This is a genomic window from Bartonella sp. WD12.1 (assembly GCF_002022415.1).
Taxonomy (GTDB): Bacteria; Pseudomonadota; Alphaproteobacteria; order Rhizobiales; family Rhizobiaceae; genus Bartonella.
On sequence record NZ_MUBG01000001.1, the window covers coordinates 680791 to 697175 of the forward strand.

Here is a 16385-nt window from a genome sequence, read left to right on the forward strand (position 1 = left end):
AAGTATTTATATTGTGAATTAATTTACCAAATTTTAGGTGTTACTACAATGTAGGGGAAATCTTATCTTGGGGCTTGCTTGTTGATACAATAGCAATGTTTACTAACCGTGATAAGAATCAATTTGTAGAATTTAACCCTACAGGAATCATGTTTGATTATGACGAGTAAGGATACCTTAAAAAATTATTCCCTGTCTGAAGATAATTTCGATATTTGTGGTGAAATTACTGAAATTAGTGGTGTCATTAAATGGTTTGATGGCAGTAAGGGGTATGGGTTTATAGTCCCTGATTTATGTGGGCTTCCTGATATATTGTTACATGTTACTGTGATGCGACGAGATGGATTTCAAACAGCTTTAGAAGGTGCTAAAATTATTTGCACTGTAAAGAAAACTGGACGGGGATTAAAATGTGTCCAGGTTAAATCTATTGATTTATCATCTGCTGTTCATCCATCAGAAATTCCGGTACGTACGCATATTGTAGTTACTCCTGAAAGTGGTTTAGAGCGTGCAATTGTTAAGTGGTTTGATCGTGATAAAGGTTTTGGTTTTCTTAGCCGAGGGCAGGGAACAGAAGATATCTTTATTCATATGGAAACATTGCGTCGTTTTGGTTTAGCGGAGCTTCGTTCTGGTCAAATTGTTATTGTGCGTTTTGGTAAAGGAGAAAAAGGCCTGATGACAGCAGAAATTTACCCTGATATAGCACTTCCATTTGCTACGCATTAAATTTCAATATTATAGTTTATTTTATTTTTTTGTTTAAGATTTTAATGTTCTTTATCTTCTGATAAAGATAAAATTAAGCCTTAATAAGGAGTGAGATATTTGAAGTTTTCTAAAAGAAAACAAATCATTCAATTGATCTTTTTTTGTATAGGGGTATTTTTTTGTGTAGGTATAAAAGTGATTATGGCAAAAAAGCCTATACAAATTCCAATTGATCCAACTCCCTTAGTAATTAATACAAAACAAGGTGAATTTTCTTATAATGTTGAAATTGCTTTTTCACAAGCTCAATCAAGCGCCGGCTTGATGTACCGTACTCATTTTCCTCAAAATCACGCAATGTTATTTAAAAATTCAATAAATAACACATCTGAAAATACACAGAAAATGTTTATGTGGATGGCAAATACTCCTTTACCCTTGGATATGATTTTTTTAAACTCTGAGGGAATTATTGTTTCAATTGTTGAAAATACCCGTATATTTTCGGAAGATATTATTTCATCAAAGGTGCCGGCGGCTTTCGTTATTGAGCTCAATGCTGGTGAAGTTGCTGATAAAAACATACAAAAAGGGCAGCGTGTTATTCATCCTGCTATTTGTGGGAAATGTAAAGGTAATAGAGAATGACAGCAAAAGATGTTTATTTTTTTGAACACGATGGTTTACGATTTGCTTATCGTGAGGAAGGTCAAGGTGTTCCTATTTTGTTGATTCATGGCTTTGGATCTTCTGCACGAATTAATTGGTATGCAACAGGGTGGTTTCGTAGCCTTGTTGAGGTAGGTTATCGAGTTATAGCTCTTGATAATCGTGGACATGGTGATTCAGTTAAAAGTTATGATCCTTTATTTTATATTCCTCAAGCTATGGCTGGCGATGCAGTTAAATTGCTTCAACACCTAGGATTATCTAAAGTTCATGTTATGGGATATTCCATGGGTGCTCGGATCAGTGCATTTATGGCGCTTTTGTATCCAGCATATGTGCATAGTGTTATTTTTGGAGGTTTAGGGATTGGTATGGTAACAGGGGGAGGTGACTGGAAACCTGTTGCAGAAGCTCTTTTAGCAGAGGATGTTTCAACTATTACTAATGCGCGTGGTCTGATGTTCCGTAAATTTGTAGATCAAACTAAAAGTGACAGACGCGCTCTTGCTACTTGTATCATGACATCAGCACAAAGATTAACAGAGTCTGATGTTCATAAAATCAAGCAACCTGCACTTGTTGCTGTTGGTTCGTTAGATGATATCAGTGGTGAGGCAGAACCATTAGTCGCTTTGTTGCCACATGGTGAAGTGTTAGAAATTCCAGGACGAGATCATATGCTTGCTGTGGGAGATCAGGTCTATAAAAAAGGTGTTATCGATTTTCTTTCTCGTTATCCGATTGCATGAAATTCATTTATATTTATAAAAAGCTGAAATAAAATTTAACAGTTTGTTATTTTAGAAATATAAACAGCTTATTTGGAATTTCTGTTTTATTGTACAGCTTATGTTTAAAAACAAAAAAATATTGGTAAAAGCTTATATTAAGCGATTATATTATAATTTAATTTTTATATGTAAAAATATTGAAATAAATAATATAATTCAATAGAATATTTCAGTTTTTATAATTTATAAAATAAATGGAATGATTTTTATATCATAGATTTTATAGACAAATCGTAACGGCTACAAATTTAAAACAGCTTATGCTAGAGTGAAAATCTTCTTTATGATAGATTAATTGAACTTATTCTCTTTTTGAGCTCAAAGTTATCGTTTATAGAAATAAAAACAAAGAGTAAATTTGTTTTTCAAAGATATTTTCTTTTGGTATTTATTTACTTAGTAAATAATTATTGGAAAAAGATTACTGTAGATCATGCAAAAAGTTTCATGGTAAGTAAAACATTGTTTGTAGGAAATAATGTTTTTATTTATAATGACTTTGTTTGAAGTGAAATAACTAAGCATTGTGGTGGTTGATATTTAAGATATGTCTCGAATATCTTTATAGAAGAGAGTGCTAAATAAAAAAATAAAACAGAGATTGTTGTGTATTTTTTTATTTTAAAATTTAATAATAATTATAGGCTTTTTATTGAAAGTTATTCAATACAGTTTGTGAGAATGATCTTGTTTTAAACATAAATAACAGGATTAAAGATTGGAAATAAAAATTTTTATCATCTTTGCAGAATCATAGAAGTATTTTATCTGCAAAAAAGAAATTAATTGATAATCTTAAAATGTAGGAGAGTGCGGTGAATGCTGATGAAATAAGAAAACTTGATAGTTATTTTAAAAAGACGTTCCAAAATTCAGCATTGCAGGTAAAAGCACGGCCGAAAAAAGATGATTCTTGTGAAGTTTATATCGGGGATGAATTTTTGGGTATTATTTACCGGGACGAGGATGAAAATGAGTTATCTTATAACTTCTCAATGGCTATATTAGATATTGATCTGGGAAAATGATGTAATTAATTGTAATTGGAATACGATTTTTTTCTGCATTCTATTGGTTTTATATAAGTTTTAGTGCTTTAAAGCTTGTGTGATCGTTACGCGCGATAATGAGATGGTCATGAAGAATAATTCCGAGTGCATTGGCAATATCTTTTAATCTGTACGTCATTGATATATCTGTATCAGAAGGTGTAGCATCGCCTGAAGGGTGGTTGTGAACTAAGATAAGCCCTGATGCAGATAATTCTAAAGCTCGAGAGACAACTTCACGAGGGTAGACAGGAGTATGATCGATAGTGCCAGTTTGTTGCACTTCATCAGAAAGTAAGCCATTTTTCTTATCAAGAAATAGAACACGAAATTGTTCCCGTGTTTCATGCGCCATAACAGCTTTGCAATAAGCTAATACCTTATCCCACGTGGAAAAAATATCACGTTTAGATAGTTGTGCACGAGCAAGGCGTCCTGCGACACCTGAAATAATTTTCAGGTCTATTGCAGTAGCTGGACCACATCCAGGAACTTCTTGAAGAAGGTTAATATCAGCATTCAACACATCAGTTAACGAGCCGAAACGTTCTATTAAATTTTTGGCTATTATTTTTGTGTTTACTCGAGGGAGAGTACGAAAAAGCAATAGTTCAAGATATTCATAATCCTCAATTGCATTGCCCTTCGTCTTTAAGTAGCGTTTACGCAGACGTTCACGATGTCCTTCATAATGTTTAGTTATTTTTGAATTTGTTTTAAGTTTTTCATTTTTTGTTTGTGGTATCGGACTAAGCGAAGCACTTGATATTAGCTCAAAGGAATTGCTTTGCATGACTCCATTTTTATTTGATTTTTTTGCCATAATATTACTACATTTATTTAAGCGTATGAACTTGGAACATAAAAAATATCTTTAGGAGATTCAGTAAATATTTCGCATCCTTGACTTGTTACGCCAATTGTATGTTCATACTGTGCAGTAAGTGAACGATCACGTGTCACAGCAGTCCAGCCATCAGATAAAATCTTAACTTGTGGTTTGCCAAGGTTAATCATGGGTTCAATTGTAAATATCATGCCTTGTTTTAATTCTTCACCTTGCCCTGGGTTTCCATAATGTAAAATATTTGGTGCATCATGAAAAAGTTGACCAATTCCATGACCACAAAAATCTCTTACAACTGAACACCGTTCAGATTCTGCGTAACGCTGAATGGCTGCACCAATATCACCTGTAGTTGCACCAGGTTTAACTGCTGCAATTCCCCTCATAAGGCTTTCATGGGTTATTTTTAGCAAACGTTCTGCAGCACGCTTGATTTTTCCAACAGGATACATGCGACTTGAGTCTCCATGCCAACCATTGAGAATGAATGTTACATCAATATTAACAATATCACCTTCTTGCAAAGGCCTTTTATTGGGTATGCCATGGCAAACAACGTGATTGATAGATGTACAGCATGAATGGCTGTATCCATGATAATTTAAGTCAGCAGGTAAAGCACCGCGTTCAACTCCATAAATAAAGACAAAATCATCAATTTCTTGTGTAGTAATACCAGGTTTAATGATGTCTGTGAGTGCATCAAGGCATTCTGCCGCAATGCGACCAACTTTGCGCATTTCAGAAAAAGCATAGTCGTCAAAAATACGAATTTGTCCATTAAATTTTAAGGGTACTTTATTATATTCAATATAACTGGTCATTTTTCTTGCTATTTTCTATTTTTACTTGGTGAATCGGAAAAATACCTTTTATACTTACGTGACATTTTATAGCATAAAATTCTACCCCTGATTTTAAAGCTAAATCAAATTTACATCCATAAGTGGGATCAAGATCACGACAAACTGTAAAAGCTGAGCAATCTTCTCGTTGAATGATGTAAAGCATAGCTGCTCGCTTTCCTTGTTGCACAATTTTTATGAGCTCATCAAGATGGCGTGCACCACGTTTTGTTACAGTATCGGGAAATTCTGCTAATCCCTTTTGACGTATGAAATGAACGTTTTTTACTTCTAGATAACATTCTGGAAGAGTGTCATCATGTAGAAGAAAATCAATACGTGAGTGTGTACCGTAGCGTTGTTCACTTAAGATCGTTTTATATCCGCTTAATTCGGGCAATAAACCATTTTGAATTGCTTCTAATGCAAGTTTGTTAGGCAAAGTTGTATTAATGCCAACCAAAGTATTGTCTGCTTCGACAATTTCTAATCGATATGGATATTTTCGCTTGGGATCATTACTGTATGAAAGCCAAACATTAGAGTCGGGAGTTGTTAATCCGAGCATCGAGCCTGTGTTAGGAACTGAAACGGTAAAGATATGCTGATCATTCTTTCTAACATCAGCAAGAAAGCGTTTATAACGGCGGACAAGTTTTGCAGGATAGAGTTCAGGAACAAAAAACATATTCCCTTATTAAAGGGCATAATCTTATAATTCAACTCAAGAATTATATTCAGATGAGTTGAAGCACATCAGATATAGTTACATTGGCATAAAAAATAATAGTTGTAACAATCAATAACATTGTTATGAGTGCAAGAGTCATTTTTCTTTCGGAATTCATACTTAATCCTTTTCTAGATAAATCAATGATTTTCTATTGAGGAGATAAAATTGACTACAATTTGTCACTAAAAAGGTTATTTCATGGAGTATTGATTTGAAAGGTTGAGTTGCAGAAAAAATTAGCTATAGAGATATGATTTATGAAGATCGGTGAGATGAAATGGCTGGGACAAATAGGAGTTGTCAAAATATAATGAATGGTCCAATTATTGTCTTAGTTGAGCCGCAATTGCCAGAAAATATTGGTATGGTGGCAAGAGCGATGGCAAATTTTGGACTATCTGATCTTCGGCTGGTTAAACCACGAGAAATATTTCCAAATGAGAAAGCTAGAGCTGCAGCCAGTAAAGCTGATCATATTATTGATAATGCATTAGTTTTTAATACATTATATGACGCAATCGCAGATTTAAATTATGTTTTGGGTACAACAGCACGTAAAAGATGTGGTTTTAAGACTGTTAGAAGTGCTGTAGAAGCAGCAGGTATTTTACGTTATCATGAAAGTGTTGGGCATAAAATAGGTATTTTATTTGGTAGAGAAAGGTGGGGGCTTAAAAATGACGAAATTAGCTTTGCTGACGAAATTGTTACTTTTCCAGTTAATCCTGCTTTTGCTTCATTGAATATTGCACAAGCAGTTCTGTTGATGTCTTATGAATGGATGAAATCCGGTTTAGATGATTTAAACGATACGGCTTTTCGTGTAGCAGAAATGAAATCAGCAGATAAAGCCACGCTGCACGGTTTTTTATCGCAATTAGAAAATGCTTTGGATTCTCGTGGATATTTTAGACCGCAAGAACGCAAAGAGGTGATGGTTCTCAATATACGCTCTGTTTTTACACGTGCTAATTTGAGTGAATCTGAAATTCGACTGCTACGGGGAGTTATATCTTCACTCGATCATTTTTCACCTCAATTTCCACGGGGTAGCGGTGCACCTATAGGGCGTAATCGCAAAAAGAAAATCACAACAGGTGTAAACACTAATGAGTGAGCGGCCACTTCTTTTTTTTGATAGCGGTATTGGTGGGTTAACAGTGGTAAAGGAAGTACGCGCTCTTATTTCTGAATTCCAATTTATTTATGTTGCTGATGATGCAGGATTTCCTTATGGTGTTTGGAGTGAAGATGCTTTAAAACAGCGCATTTTAAAGATTTTTACAAATCTATTAAAATTTTATAATCCTGTTTTATGTGTTATTGCATGCAATACGGCTTCTACATTGTTGATAACAGATTTACGACAAAAATTTCCTAATATTCTTTTTGTTGGAACTGTACCTGCAATTAAATTAGCAGCTAAAAAAACAAAGTCAGGTCTTATTTCAGTGTTAGCAACTCCTGGGACGATTCAACGTGCGTATACACATAAATTAATAGATTCTTTTGCCAATCAGTACCATGTTCAGCTTGTGGGCAGTACAAAACTTGCAGGATTTGCTGAAAATTATTTGCGTGGGAATCCTATCGATGACAAAGAATTGCGTCGTGAAATCTTACCGTGTTTTGTTGAGAAAAATGGCAAATATACAGATGTTATTGTCTTGGCTTGCACACATTATCCTTTTTTAATTAATTTATTTCACAAGCAGGCTTTATGGCCGGTAAATTGGATTGATCCAGCAAAGGCTATAGCCAGACGCACCAGATCGTTATTATTAGAGGAAATACGAAATAAAGACATAAAGACACATGAAGACTGCGCTTTATTTACATCGCAAAATATAGGAGTTGCAACTGAGCATTTATTACAAAAGTTTGGTTTTAATATAGTAAAGGGAGTTGACTTTAAAGTATAATTGAATAAAGTTATTTTAACTTTTTCTTTTAAGAAAATAATATTAATTGACGTGTCCCGTGGATAGCTTTCAAATTTGTGTGTAAGATATCCTGTCAGTCTTCACTTTAGAAGGCAGAGGAGGGTGCGTTTCCTTGAGGTTTATATTTTGACCTTGTTTTTTATGTAAAGGAAATGCGATGAGTAAGCGCGAATCAACAAAGTATAAAATTGACCGCCGTATGGGGGAAAATATTTGGGGGCGCCCCAAGTCTCCTGTAAATCGCCGTGAATATGGTCCTGGTCAACACGGGCAGCGCCGTAAAGGTAAACTTTCTGATTATGGTATCCAATTGCGTGCTAAGCAGAAATTAAAAGGATTTTATGGTGATATTTCAGAAAAGCAATTTCGTAAAATTTATGAAGAAGCTGTTCGTCGTCGCGGTGATACAAGTGAAAATCTTATCGGTCTTTTAGAGTCACGTTTAGATGCTATCGTTTATCGCGCAAAATTTGTACCTACTATTTTTGCTTCTCGTCAATTTATCAATCATGGTCACGTCAATGTAAATGGTCGACGTACCAACATTCAGTCATACCGTTGTAAACCAGGCGATGTTATTGAAGTTCGTGAGAAATCAAAGCAGCTTGTTTTGGTCTTAGAATCTATACAATTAGCTGAGCGTGATGTACCTGAATATATTGAGGCAGATCACAGCAAAATGAAAGCAACTTTTACTTGTATTCCTGCTTTTTCAGATGTTCCTTATGCTGTCCACATGGAACCTAATTTAGTTGTTGAATTTTATTCACGCTAAATTTTTTATGTAGAATTTATTTTCTCTAATTTGATTGCGTATTTAAAAATCGCTATGTTGTTTTGCAATCGCTGGAACTGATAACATCATTAATCCATCAGAGGTTATCAGTTTTTCTGCGATAGCGTATGTACATTTTTATCTTTTTGATTATGAATATCCAATTTATAAACAGGATTTAGCATAAATTTAAATCCTGTTATATTTATTGTTGTTTGTATTATGATTGAAAGTGAGCCATTGTATTATTATACAGGGTATAGTATTATGAATTAAACTTTCTAAGTAATATCGAACAATAGAAAAATGTAGGTATAGGTGGTCTTTTGGAGGAGAGTGTTGATGATTGCCATCCAATGTTTCGAGTTGCTCCTTCAACTGTAGAGTTTAATAAATTACGTAAACGACTTTTACATCATATACGGCAAGCGTTCGATGATTTTTCTATGTTATCTTCAGGAAAAAAATGGCTTGTTGCTTTGTCTGGTGGAAAAGATTCTTATGGTTTATTGGCTCTTCTCTTAAATTTAAAATGGCGTGGTCTTTTACAAATTGAAATTTTAGCTTGTAATCTTGATCAAGGTCAACCAGGTTTTCCAAAGTATGTTCTTCCTGATTATTTGAATAATTATCAAATTCCTTATCGCATTGAATATCAGGATACTTATTCAGTTGTTACAGATAAGTTGACACCAATACAAACATATTGTTCGCTTTGTTCCAGGTTGCGGCGTGGACATTTGTATCGTATCGCACGTGAGGAGGGGTGTTCTGCATTAGTACTCGGACATCATCGTGATGATGTTTTAGAAACGTTTTTTATGAATTTATTTCATGGTGGTCGTTTAGCAGCTATGCCTGGAAAGCTTATAAATGATGAGGGAGATCTTTTTGTTTTGCGTCCTCTTGTTTATGCAGCTGAAGAGGATATGAAAAAATTTTCTCAAGCAATGCAATTTCCTATTATTCCTTGTAATCTTTGTGGTAGCCAAAGTGGTTTGCAACGCAATGTAATAAAAGAAATGCTGAATGATATCGAAAAAAGAATGCCAGGGCGTAAAGATACTATGATTCGTGCTTTGACAAATGTGCGCCCAAGTCATTTGCTTGATAAAAAGCTTTTCGCTTTTAATGCTTTACTATAATTTAAACAGCAATACCATAAAGATCATAGGCATCGGATTGTTCGATTTTAACAGTAACAAATTCACCGCTGCGAAGTGGTCGCCGTGATGATATATGAACAACGCCATCTATCTCTGGAGCATCATACTTACTGCGACCTTTAGCTACTTTACCTTGACTTTCATCAATGAGGATTTGAAGCCTTTGTCCAATCTTTTTCTTTAAAAGACGGACAGAAATTTGTTGTTGTTTTGCCATAAAGCGATGCCAACGACTTTCTTTCACTTCTTCCGCAATGCTTTCTAATTCAAGATCGTTTGCAGCAGCACCTTTTACTGCCTCATATTTAAAGCAACCAGCACGCTCAATTTTTGTTTCTTCTAACCATTCAAGAAGCGTCTCAAAATCTTCATTGGTTTCTCCTGGAAAACCAACAATGAATGTTGATCGCAAAGTGAGATCTGGACAAATTTTTCGCCACTCTTCAATTCTACGATTCGTTTTTTCCATATGAGCAGGGCGTTTCATATTGCGTAAAACAGTTGGTGATGCATGCTGAAAAGGGATATCTAAATAAGGGAGGATTTTTCCTGCGGCCATCAGTTCAATAACTGCATCAACATGAGGATAAGGATAAACATAGTGCATACGCACCCAAACACCCATATCTCCTAATTCGCGACAAAGATCTAAAAATTTAGTTTTTATTGTGCGCTCTTTCCAAGAGCTTTCAGCATATTTAATATCAATACCATAAGCACTAGTGTCTTGTGAAATAATCAAAAGTTCTTTTACGCCTGCTTGTACAAGCTTTTCTGCTTCGCGGAGAATATCGCCTATAGGGCGAGAGACCAAATTACCGCGCAGAGCAGGGATAATACAAAAACTGCATCGATTAGAACATCCTTCAGAAATTTTTAAATAAGCATAATGGCGGGGTGTAAGACGGATGCCTTGTGGAGGAACTAAATCAACGAAAGGATCATGGACTGGAGGAACGACTGTATGAACTGCTTGTATGACGTTTTCATATGCTTGTGGTCCAGTAATAGCTAATACACTAGGATGTGCTTGACGGATAACATCAGGTTCAGCACCAAGGCATCCAGTTACAATAACTTTTCCGTTTTCTTTGATAGCTTTTTCAATATTAGCTAGTGATTCAGCTCGTGCAGAATCAAGAAAACCACAGGTATTAACGATAACGAGATCCGCTCCTTGGTGCTTATGTGAGATTTCGTAACCTTCAGAACGAAGACTTGTAATAATACGCTCAGAATCTACAAGTGCTTTTGGACAACCGAGAGAAACAAAACTAATGCGAGGTGCTGCCATAATTAATCCTTGTAATTCTTTAATGAAAATCTAGCTTATCCATTATCCCTACTTTTTAGGAAAAATGTCTGCATACTCTTTAACCTTTAGACGCATTTGATACATTTTGCTACAAAGTTATGTAAATTTATTTATAATCACGAGCATACAGAATACAAAAGACAAAAACGCTAATAAATGGCGTTATCTATAATCATCACGGTGACGACTTTGTATATATAAACATTTCTAAAACCTACACAGCTGTTTATTTATATTTTCAATTATTTTGCCTTTTAATAATGGCGAATAAGTCCAACAAGTTTGCCTTGTATATGAACACGTTCAGGCTTATATACGCGCGTTTCATAATGAGGATTTGCAGCCTCTAATGCAATTGAAACCCCTTTACGTCGGTAACGTTTTAAAGTTGCTTCTTGTTTATCAATTAATGCAATGATAATTTCACCTTGTGTTGCTGTACTTTGACGTTTAATAATTATAGTATCTTTATCAATAATACCTGCCTCAACCATAGAATCACCTTTAACTTCCAAGGCATAATACTCACCTAAACCAATCATGTCTGATGGGAGAGAAAGTGTATTTGTTTGCTGTTGTATTGCCGAAATAGGTACGCCAGCAGCAATACGGCCCATAATAGGGATAGTAATATTTTGTTTGTTTTTCTTGTCAGAACGATCAAGATTATCAAAGTTTTGAAATGTTTTTTTTGTGTTTTTTTCTACCGTACTTGGAAAAATTTTACGTGCAGAGGAAAGATTGAATGTTATTTTATCAGGAAGCCTGATAACTTCTACTGCACGAGCACGGTTTGGTAAACGACGTATAAAACCACGCTCTTCTAAAGCTGTAATAAGCCTATGAATGCTGGATTTTGAAGCAAGCTCTAATGCATTTCTCATCTCATCAAAAGAAGGGGGGATACCAGTTTCTTTCATATGATTGTAAATGAATAAAAGTAGCTCATATTGTTTACATGTCAGCATTCAACATTCCAATCAAAAAATCGAAAAAGAAAAATAGAAGACAAAGCATAGGTATTTCATGATTGTTCTTACAATTTTTCATAAAATAACGCAAAAGTCTTTACTTTATTTTTCAGTCTAGGAATTTGAGCCTAGAAAAAAGAGTGCGGATTCATTTGTTTTTTATCTGACAATTATTCGTATATATTATCGTCAAATTTATTTTTATAACCTAACGGCTATATGTGGAGTATCGTATTTAGAATTGCTCAGACTTAATTTATATTAGTTATATTTTAAATAGATATATAGTTTGTAGTGCGATTTTATAGGTATCAACCAAGACTTTTCTCAAGTTGAATAAATAATTTACATGATTTTATGATCAGTTTTTAAAGAGTGTTATCTCTACCTTATAAGATAGACATAAATATTTTGCTTACTTTCTATTATAAAATAAATCAATTAAAGAACAATTTTTCAATTGAGTGTGGCCAGTTACATTACATAGTTAAAATCACTTTATCAAATGATTAATTCACAACAATGTTGCTACTGTTTAAAAGATTAAGTCACACTAAAATTGCGCAAAAAAGAAGTAAAGGATTCTTAAAAATTTGAGTCATTAATATTCTGTTTTTATTTGAATGATGTCATTTGCATTTACTGAAAAGCATATCTTCTACCTATATTAATGGGTATAAAGAGTACAATATGCTGTCGTGTATTATTTTGTATCCTAAAGAGTGCATAAAATAAGTAGGAAAGGTGGGTGCAATAAAGAGTATTTCGCTAAACAAAGTAAAAAATAATATTTTTTCATAAAAAGTGTTGACCAAATGAAAAGTCGACCGTATGTTCCCATTCATTTTCCACAAGCAAAATAATTGTGTGGGAGCGCGTAGCTCAGTTGGTAGAGCAACTGACTTTTAATCAGTAGGTCCAGGGTTCGAATCCCTGCGCGCTCACCATAAATAATGTTTCCAAATTCCTCGTAAATTGGTAAAAATTATTTATGCTATTTGTAAATTATACCTGTTTGCTATTATTCATATAAAGTACGCTCGGCTTAATTCACAGTTTATATTATGATGTTTTATTTCTGATTTTATATTTATAACTTATTGATTTTGTTTAACTTTCATCAACGTTAGGTATACCTCACCTCTTATAAATTATAACAAATATTCTTTTATATCACGTTAATAGCTTGATGGAAGATTGATTTTTAGAATACCATAAATCTAACAAATATGGTCATTAACGGATATAAATTTTCCTACCATACACAAAGAATGTAATTTCCATGTTTACAATAAAAGCTAAAAAAGGGTAAGCGGGCTGATAAATGCTTTTAAATAGTAAAAGAAAGTTAACCTCCGTTGTTGAAATGATATTTCAATTTATGCCTATGATTGCTGCTGTTGGTTTATTAACAGCTTGTGCAAATCAAACAACACAATTTGCAGAGAAAAGTCCCACTAATACAACATCTAAGGTAAAGGTGGTAAAGGCTGTTACTGTACCTGAAAAGGTTTTAAATACACAGCATAAATCAAAAAATAAAGGCAGTAGAGCTGTTGTTGGTAAGCCTTATCAAATAAAAGGAAAATGGTATTATCCAGAAGAAAATCCAACTTATAAACGTGTTGGTCAAGCATCATGGTATGGTTCAGATTTTCATGGACGTTTAACTGCAAATGGTGAAATCTATGATATGAATCTCTTAACTGCTGCTCATCCTACGATGCCTTTGCCCAGTTATGCTCGCGTTACAAACCTAGAAAATGGTTCTTCTATTATTGTTAGGGTAAATGACCGTGGTCCTTTTATAAAGGATAGAATTATTGATTTATCCAAACAAGCTGCAATAATTCTTGGTTATGTCAATAAAGGGGTGACAAATGTTAAAGTAGAGTATATCAGTAAAGCGCCTGTAAATGATTATGATAGTGCTTATTTAATGGCTTCTTATACATCTGGAGATTATAATTCATCTATGATGTTAGCATTAGCAAATACTCTAGAAGACAAGGAAGATAATGTATTTTTTGCGTTTAATACAAGTCATCCAAAACAGCTGATGAAGGCTACAGTAAATTCAAAACAATCAGTTGGGACTTTTTTGATAAAATTACCAGATATTGGCCCTGTTTTGATTAATAAACCCACATCACTTAATCAAGTAGCTTTTGCTCATAAACTCAATAAAGAAAATTCAGGATAAACCTATTGTAATTGTCTTAAGAAAAAACGCTGTATTTTTTATAATATGCATAAAAAAGTAACAAATGATCCAGAAAAATATAAAAACAAAGCTGAATTAAATATATTTACAGCAAGCCAATAACTGAATGAAATGTTATAAGTAAATTTTATATAACAAAAAAGTTATAGTATATAATGCATTACACTGTTTATATAATGTATTATATGAGTTTTCTTTGCTAACTATAAAAAACATAAAAAATTTTTCAATTTATAACTATATTTTTTGTGAAAAATGAATAAGCTCTTTTCTTATACAATCTGCTTTTTATGCTGATTTTTTGTGCAAAAAGGAAACAATCGCATAATAGTAATAGCATTAAAGTTTTTTCCTTATTTTTGGGATTAATGTTTAATGGATAAAAGCGCAAAATTTAAAATCTCTACACCATAATCGCTATTATTGATGATGCGTGATAATATTAAAAAAGATAGAGTAATATTATCTTTTTCCTATTTTCATTAGCAAAATTAATGACAATTGAAGTAATATTTTATTTATTTTAAAAATGCGCTTTATAAAATAACAATTGGATGCTTAAAAAAATACTTATAATATAAGCCAAAGTAAGAAATTAAGGTTTATACGTGTCAGGTTATTTTATTACATTTGAAGGAGGGGAGGGAGCGGGTAAAACGACTCAAATTTCTTTGCTTGCGCAGTATCTTCGTAGCAAAAACTATGATGTTGTTATAACCCGAGAACCTGGAGGTACAGCGGGCGCTGAAGCAATGCGCTATGTTTTATTATCAGGTAATACGGAACAATATGGTGCATTCATTGAAGCAGTCTTATTTACAGCAGCACGTGTTGACCATGTTAGTGAAGTTATTTTACCTTCTTTGCAGGCAGGAAAAATTGTTTTATGCGATCGTTTTATTGATTCTATGCGGGTTTATCAGGGGCTTAATAGTAAGGTGAATTCTCACCTTCTTTCTGTTTTAGAACGTATCGGTCTGGGTACAGTTATGCCCAATTTGACATTTTTGTTAGATATACCAGCAACGTTTGGTATGAAGCGCACAGATTTACGAAGGAAAGAAATCGGAAAGATCGACTATTTCGAAAAAGATCAATTAAATATTCAAGAGCAAAGACGACAGGCTTTTCTCCAATTGGCTAGAAATGAACCCTTTAGATTTCGTGTAATTGATGCAACCTGTGCAGTGGAAATGATAGCATCACAAATAAAAGATATCTGTCATCAGTTAATATTGAGTCATGTGCCATGAGTGATATCAATTTTTTGCGTCAATATGACGATATCGAAGGGATTTTATCACCATCACAAAATAACATCATCATTGGTCATAAAGAAGTTCGTCACTTTTTGGCGCAAATACGTAAAGAAGGGCGTGTACATCATGCATTATTATTTGAAGGAGAGCGGGGAATTGGTAAAGCAACATTAGCATTTCACTTTGCTTGGAATATTTTAAGTAATCAAGAAAGTGGTTTTTTGCAGCCAGAACATGATTCAGTTGTATGGCACCAGATAATGCAGGGTAGTCACCCTGGTCTTATACACGTTTCTCGCCATTTTGATTTAAAAACACAAAAGTTCAAGACAAGTATATCAATTGATGATATCCGCGATGTCGCACATTTTTTGAACCAAACATCGCAAGATGGTGGATGGCGTATTATTATTATCGATTCTGCAGATGATATGAGTAGAAGTGCTGCTAATGCAATTCTTAAAATGCTTGAAGAGCCTCCCGTAAAGGCTTTATTTATTATTATTACACATTGTTCAGGAAAATTACTTCCGACAATTCGTTCACGCTGTCAACAGATCTCTTTGCGGCCATTGTGTGATGATGAGATAAAACAGGTTATTTCACATATTTTTTCTGATCAAGGGGAAGTTGATAGAGAGACTATGGAAATGGTTATTCAGAAATCCCAAGGAAACCCTCGAAAAGCGCTCCTACTTACATGTTATGGTGGGCTTGAAATTGTTCAAACTATTGATAGTTTGTTAGAACAATCGGTTTGTAATCTAGCTCTTGTTCACAATCTTGCTCAGACACTTTCGTCATCGGATTCGGATGTCAAATTTCAACAATTTTGTGATGAAATTCTTAATAAGATTCAAAAAAGAGCTATTATTTCGGCCGAAAAGGGGATTCTCGCTCTTTCAAAAAAATATGCACAAACATGGCAAGAGATTTATCAGGAAATAGCACAACTGCAATCATTTAATCTTGATAAAAAGCAATTTATTATCAATCTGCTTTTTAAAGTTCATAAGATCGTTCATGAATCTAAGCTTTTTCCGTGACAATGTAATTAATAGGCGTTATGTCATTGTATCCT

General features: G+C 33.9%; 16 protein-coding genes and 1 tRNA gene. 12 read left to right on the plus strand and 5 right to left on the minus strand.

What is annotated here, in order from left to right; all coding sequences use genetic code 11:
* Window positions 1-159 precede the first annotated feature (159 nt).
* The 4 genes from BWD121_RS02910 (at window position 160) to BWD121_RS02925 (ending at window position 3205) form a co-directional block, all read left to right on the plus strand.
* Window positions 160-735 (plus strand): cold-shock protein, encoded by a 576-nt coding sequence (locus BWD121_RS02910; RefSeq protein ID WP_078663320.1) that lies wholly within the window; start codon window positions 160-162, stop codon window positions 733-735.
* A 183-nt stretch (window positions 736-918) separates the two neighbouring features.
* Window positions 919-1365 (plus strand): DUF192 domain-containing protein, encoded by a 447-nt coding sequence (locus BWD121_RS02915; protein ID WP_197684858.1) that lies wholly within the window; start codon window positions 919-921, stop codon window positions 1363-1365.
* Complete coding sequence (locus BWD121_RS02920) at window positions 1362-2135, plus strand: alpha/beta hydrolase (protein ID WP_078663321.1); 774 nt, start codon at window positions 1362-1364, stop codon at window positions 2133-2135. Before BWD121_RS02915 ends, BWD121_RS02920 begins: the two co-directional genes overlap by 4 nt.
* A gap of 857 nt (window positions 2136-2992) precedes the next feature.
* Window positions 2993-3205, plus strand: a complete 213-nt coding sequence (locus BWD121_RS02925) for a DUF3126 family protein (RefSeq protein WP_078663322.1) — start codon at window positions 2993-2995, stop codon at window positions 3203-3205.
* 49 nt (window positions 3206-3254) lie between these two features.
* Here the strand turns inward: BWD121_RS02925 and radC are convergent, their stop codons facing one another.
* Genes radC through sfsA form a run of 3 tightly spaced genes read right to left on the minus strand, consistent with a single transcriptional unit; the run spans window position 3255 to window position 5606 of the window.
* Window positions 3255-4049: a DNA repair protein RadC gene (gene radC / locus BWD121_RS02930; protein ID WP_078663323.1), complete on the minus strand. Its 795-nt coding sequence runs from the start codon at window positions 4047-4049 to the stop codon at window positions 3255-3257.
* Window positions 4050-4066: 17 nt separating this feature from the next.
* On the minus strand, window positions 4067-4897 hold the full coding sequence (gene map / locus BWD121_RS02935; protein WP_078663324.1) for a type I methionyl aminopeptidase: 831 nt from the start codon (window positions 4895-4897) through the stop codon (window positions 4067-4069).
* Entirely contained in the window at window positions 4881-5606 is a 726-nt protein-coding gene (gene sfsA / locus BWD121_RS02940; protein ID WP_078663325.1) for a DNA/RNA nuclease SfsA, read from the minus strand. The genes map and sfsA overlap by 17 nt, the downstream gene beginning before the upstream one ends.
* A 322-nt stretch (window positions 5607-5928) precedes the next feature.
* On the opposite strand from sfsA, the gene BWD121_RS02945 reads away from it, so the two are divergent.
* The 4 genes from BWD121_RS02945 (at window position 5929) to ttcA (ending at window position 9514) form a co-directional block, all read left to right on the plus strand.
* Window positions 5929-6768: an RNA methyltransferase gene (locus BWD121_RS02945; RefSeq protein WP_078663326.1), complete on the plus strand. Its 840-nt coding sequence runs from the start codon at window positions 5929-5931 to the stop codon at window positions 6766-6768.
* Window positions 6761-7573: a glutamate racemase gene (murI, locus tag BWD121_RS02950; protein ID WP_078663327.1), complete on the plus strand. Its 813-nt coding sequence runs from the start codon at window positions 6761-6763 to the stop codon at window positions 7571-7573. The genes BWD121_RS02945 and murI overlap by 8 nt, the downstream gene beginning before the upstream one ends.
* 178 nt (window positions 7574-7751) lie before the next feature.
* On the plus strand, window positions 7752-8369 hold the full coding sequence (gene rpsD, locus BWD121_RS02955) for a 30S ribosomal protein S4 (protein ID WP_078663328.1): 618 nt from the start codon (window positions 7752-7754) through the stop codon (window positions 8367-8369).
* A gap of 356 nt (window positions 8370-8725) precedes the next feature.
* A complete protein-coding gene (ttcA, locus tag BWD121_RS02960) occupies window positions 8726-9514 on the plus strand; it encodes a tRNA 2-thiocytidine(32) synthetase TtcA (protein ID WP_078663329.1) in 789 nt (262 codons plus the stop codon).
* Window position 9515: 1 nt separating this feature from the next.
* Here ttcA and rimO read toward each other — a convergent pair whose 3' ends face one another.
* Together rimO and lexA are read right to left on the minus strand one after the other, a co-directional pair.
* Window positions 9516-10829, minus strand: coding sequence for a 30S ribosomal protein S12 methylthiotransferase RimO (rimO, locus tag BWD121_RS02965; RefSeq protein WP_078663330.1), 1314 nt, complete (start codon window positions 10827-10829; stop codon window positions 9516-9518).
* A gap of 275 nt (window positions 10830-11104) precedes the next feature.
* A complete protein-coding gene (gene lexA / locus BWD121_RS02970; RefSeq protein ID WP_078663331.1) occupies window positions 11105-11818 on the minus strand; it encodes a transcriptional repressor LexA in 714 nt (237 codons plus the stop codon).
* A gap of 874 nt (window positions 11819-12692) precedes the next feature.
* On the opposite strand from lexA, the gene BWD121_RS02975 reads away from it, so the two are divergent.
* The 4 genes from BWD121_RS02975 (at window position 12693) to BWD121_RS02990 (ending at window position 16350) form a co-directional block, all read left to right on the plus strand.
* Window positions 12693-12768, plus strand: a tRNA-Lys gene (locus BWD121_RS02975).
* Between the two features lie 377 nt (window positions 12769-13145).
* Complete coding sequence (locus BWD121_RS02980; protein ID WP_078663332.1) at window positions 13146-14024, plus strand: septal ring lytic transglycosylase RlpA family protein; 879 nt, start codon at window positions 13146-13148, stop codon at window positions 14022-14024.
* A gap of 629 nt (window positions 14025-14653) precedes the next feature.
* Window positions 14654-15298: a dTMP kinase gene (tmk, locus tag BWD121_RS02985; protein WP_078663333.1), complete on the plus strand. Its 645-nt coding sequence runs from the start codon at window positions 14654-14656 to the stop codon at window positions 15296-15298.
* Window positions 15295-16350, plus strand: coding sequence for a DNA polymerase III subunit delta' (locus BWD121_RS02990; RefSeq protein ID WP_078663334.1), 1056 nt, complete (start codon window positions 15295-15297; stop codon window positions 16348-16350). Before tmk ends, BWD121_RS02990 begins: the two co-directional genes overlap by 4 nt.
* The last annotated feature ends 35 nt before the right edge of the window (window positions 16351-16385 follow it).

What these genes read in the sequence shown, in the direction of transcription:
- murI (WP_078663327.1), top strand. Translation starts at nt 6,761, where the DNA reads ATGAGTGAGCGGCCACTTCTTTTTTTTGATAGCGGTATTGGTGGGTTA.
- radC (WP_078663323.1), bottom strand. Translation starts at nt 4,049, where the DNA reads ATGGCAAAAAAATCAAATAAAAATGGAGTCATGCAAAGCAATTCCTTT.
- BWD121_RS02920 (WP_078663321.1), top strand. Translation starts at nt 1,362, where the DNA reads ATGACAGCAAAAGATGTTTATTTTTTTGAACACGATGGTTTACGATTT.
- rimO (WP_078663330.1), bottom strand. Translation starts at nt 10,829, where the DNA reads ATGGCAGCACCTCGCATTAGTTTTGTTTCTCTCGGTTGTCCAAAAGCA.
- BWD121_RS02910 (WP_078663320.1), top strand. Translation starts at nt 160, where the DNA reads ATGACGAGTAAGGATACCTTAAAAAATTATTCCCTGTCTGAAGATAAT.
- BWD121_RS02945 (WP_078663326.1), top strand. Translation starts at nt 5,929, where the DNA reads ATGGCTGGGACAAATAGGAGTTGTCAAAATATAATGAATGGTCCAATT.
- sfsA (WP_078663325.1), bottom strand. Translation starts at nt 5,606, where the DNA reads ATGTTTTTTGTTCCTGAACTCTATCCTGCAAAACTTGTCCGCCGTTAT.
- lexA (WP_078663331.1), bottom strand. Translation starts at nt 11,818, where the DNA reads ATGCTGACATGTAAACAATATGAGCTACTTTTATTCATTTACAATCAT.
- BWD121_RS02915 (WP_197684858.1), top strand. Translation starts at nt 919, where the DNA reads ATGGCAAAAAAGCCTATACAAATTCCAATTGATCCAACTCCCTTAGTA.
- BWD121_RS02990 (WP_078663334.1), top strand. Translation starts at nt 15,295, where the DNA reads ATGAGTGATATCAATTTTTTGCGTCAATATGACGATATCGAAGGGATT.
- BWD121_RS02980 (WP_078663332.1), top strand. Translation starts at nt 13,146, where the DNA reads ATGCTTTTAAATAGTAAAAGAAAGTTAACCTCCGTTGTTGAAATGATA.
- map (WP_078663324.1), bottom strand. Translation starts at nt 4,897, where the DNA reads ATGACCAGTTATATTGAATATAATAAAGTACCCTTAAAATTTAATGGA.
- rpsD (WP_078663328.1), top strand. Translation starts at nt 7,752, where the DNA reads ATGAGTAAGCGCGAATCAACAAAGTATAAAATTGACCGCCGTATGGGG.
- ttcA (WP_078663329.1), top strand. Translation starts at nt 8,726, where the DNA reads ATGTTTCGAGTTGCTCCTTCAACTGTAGAGTTTAATAAATTACGTAAA.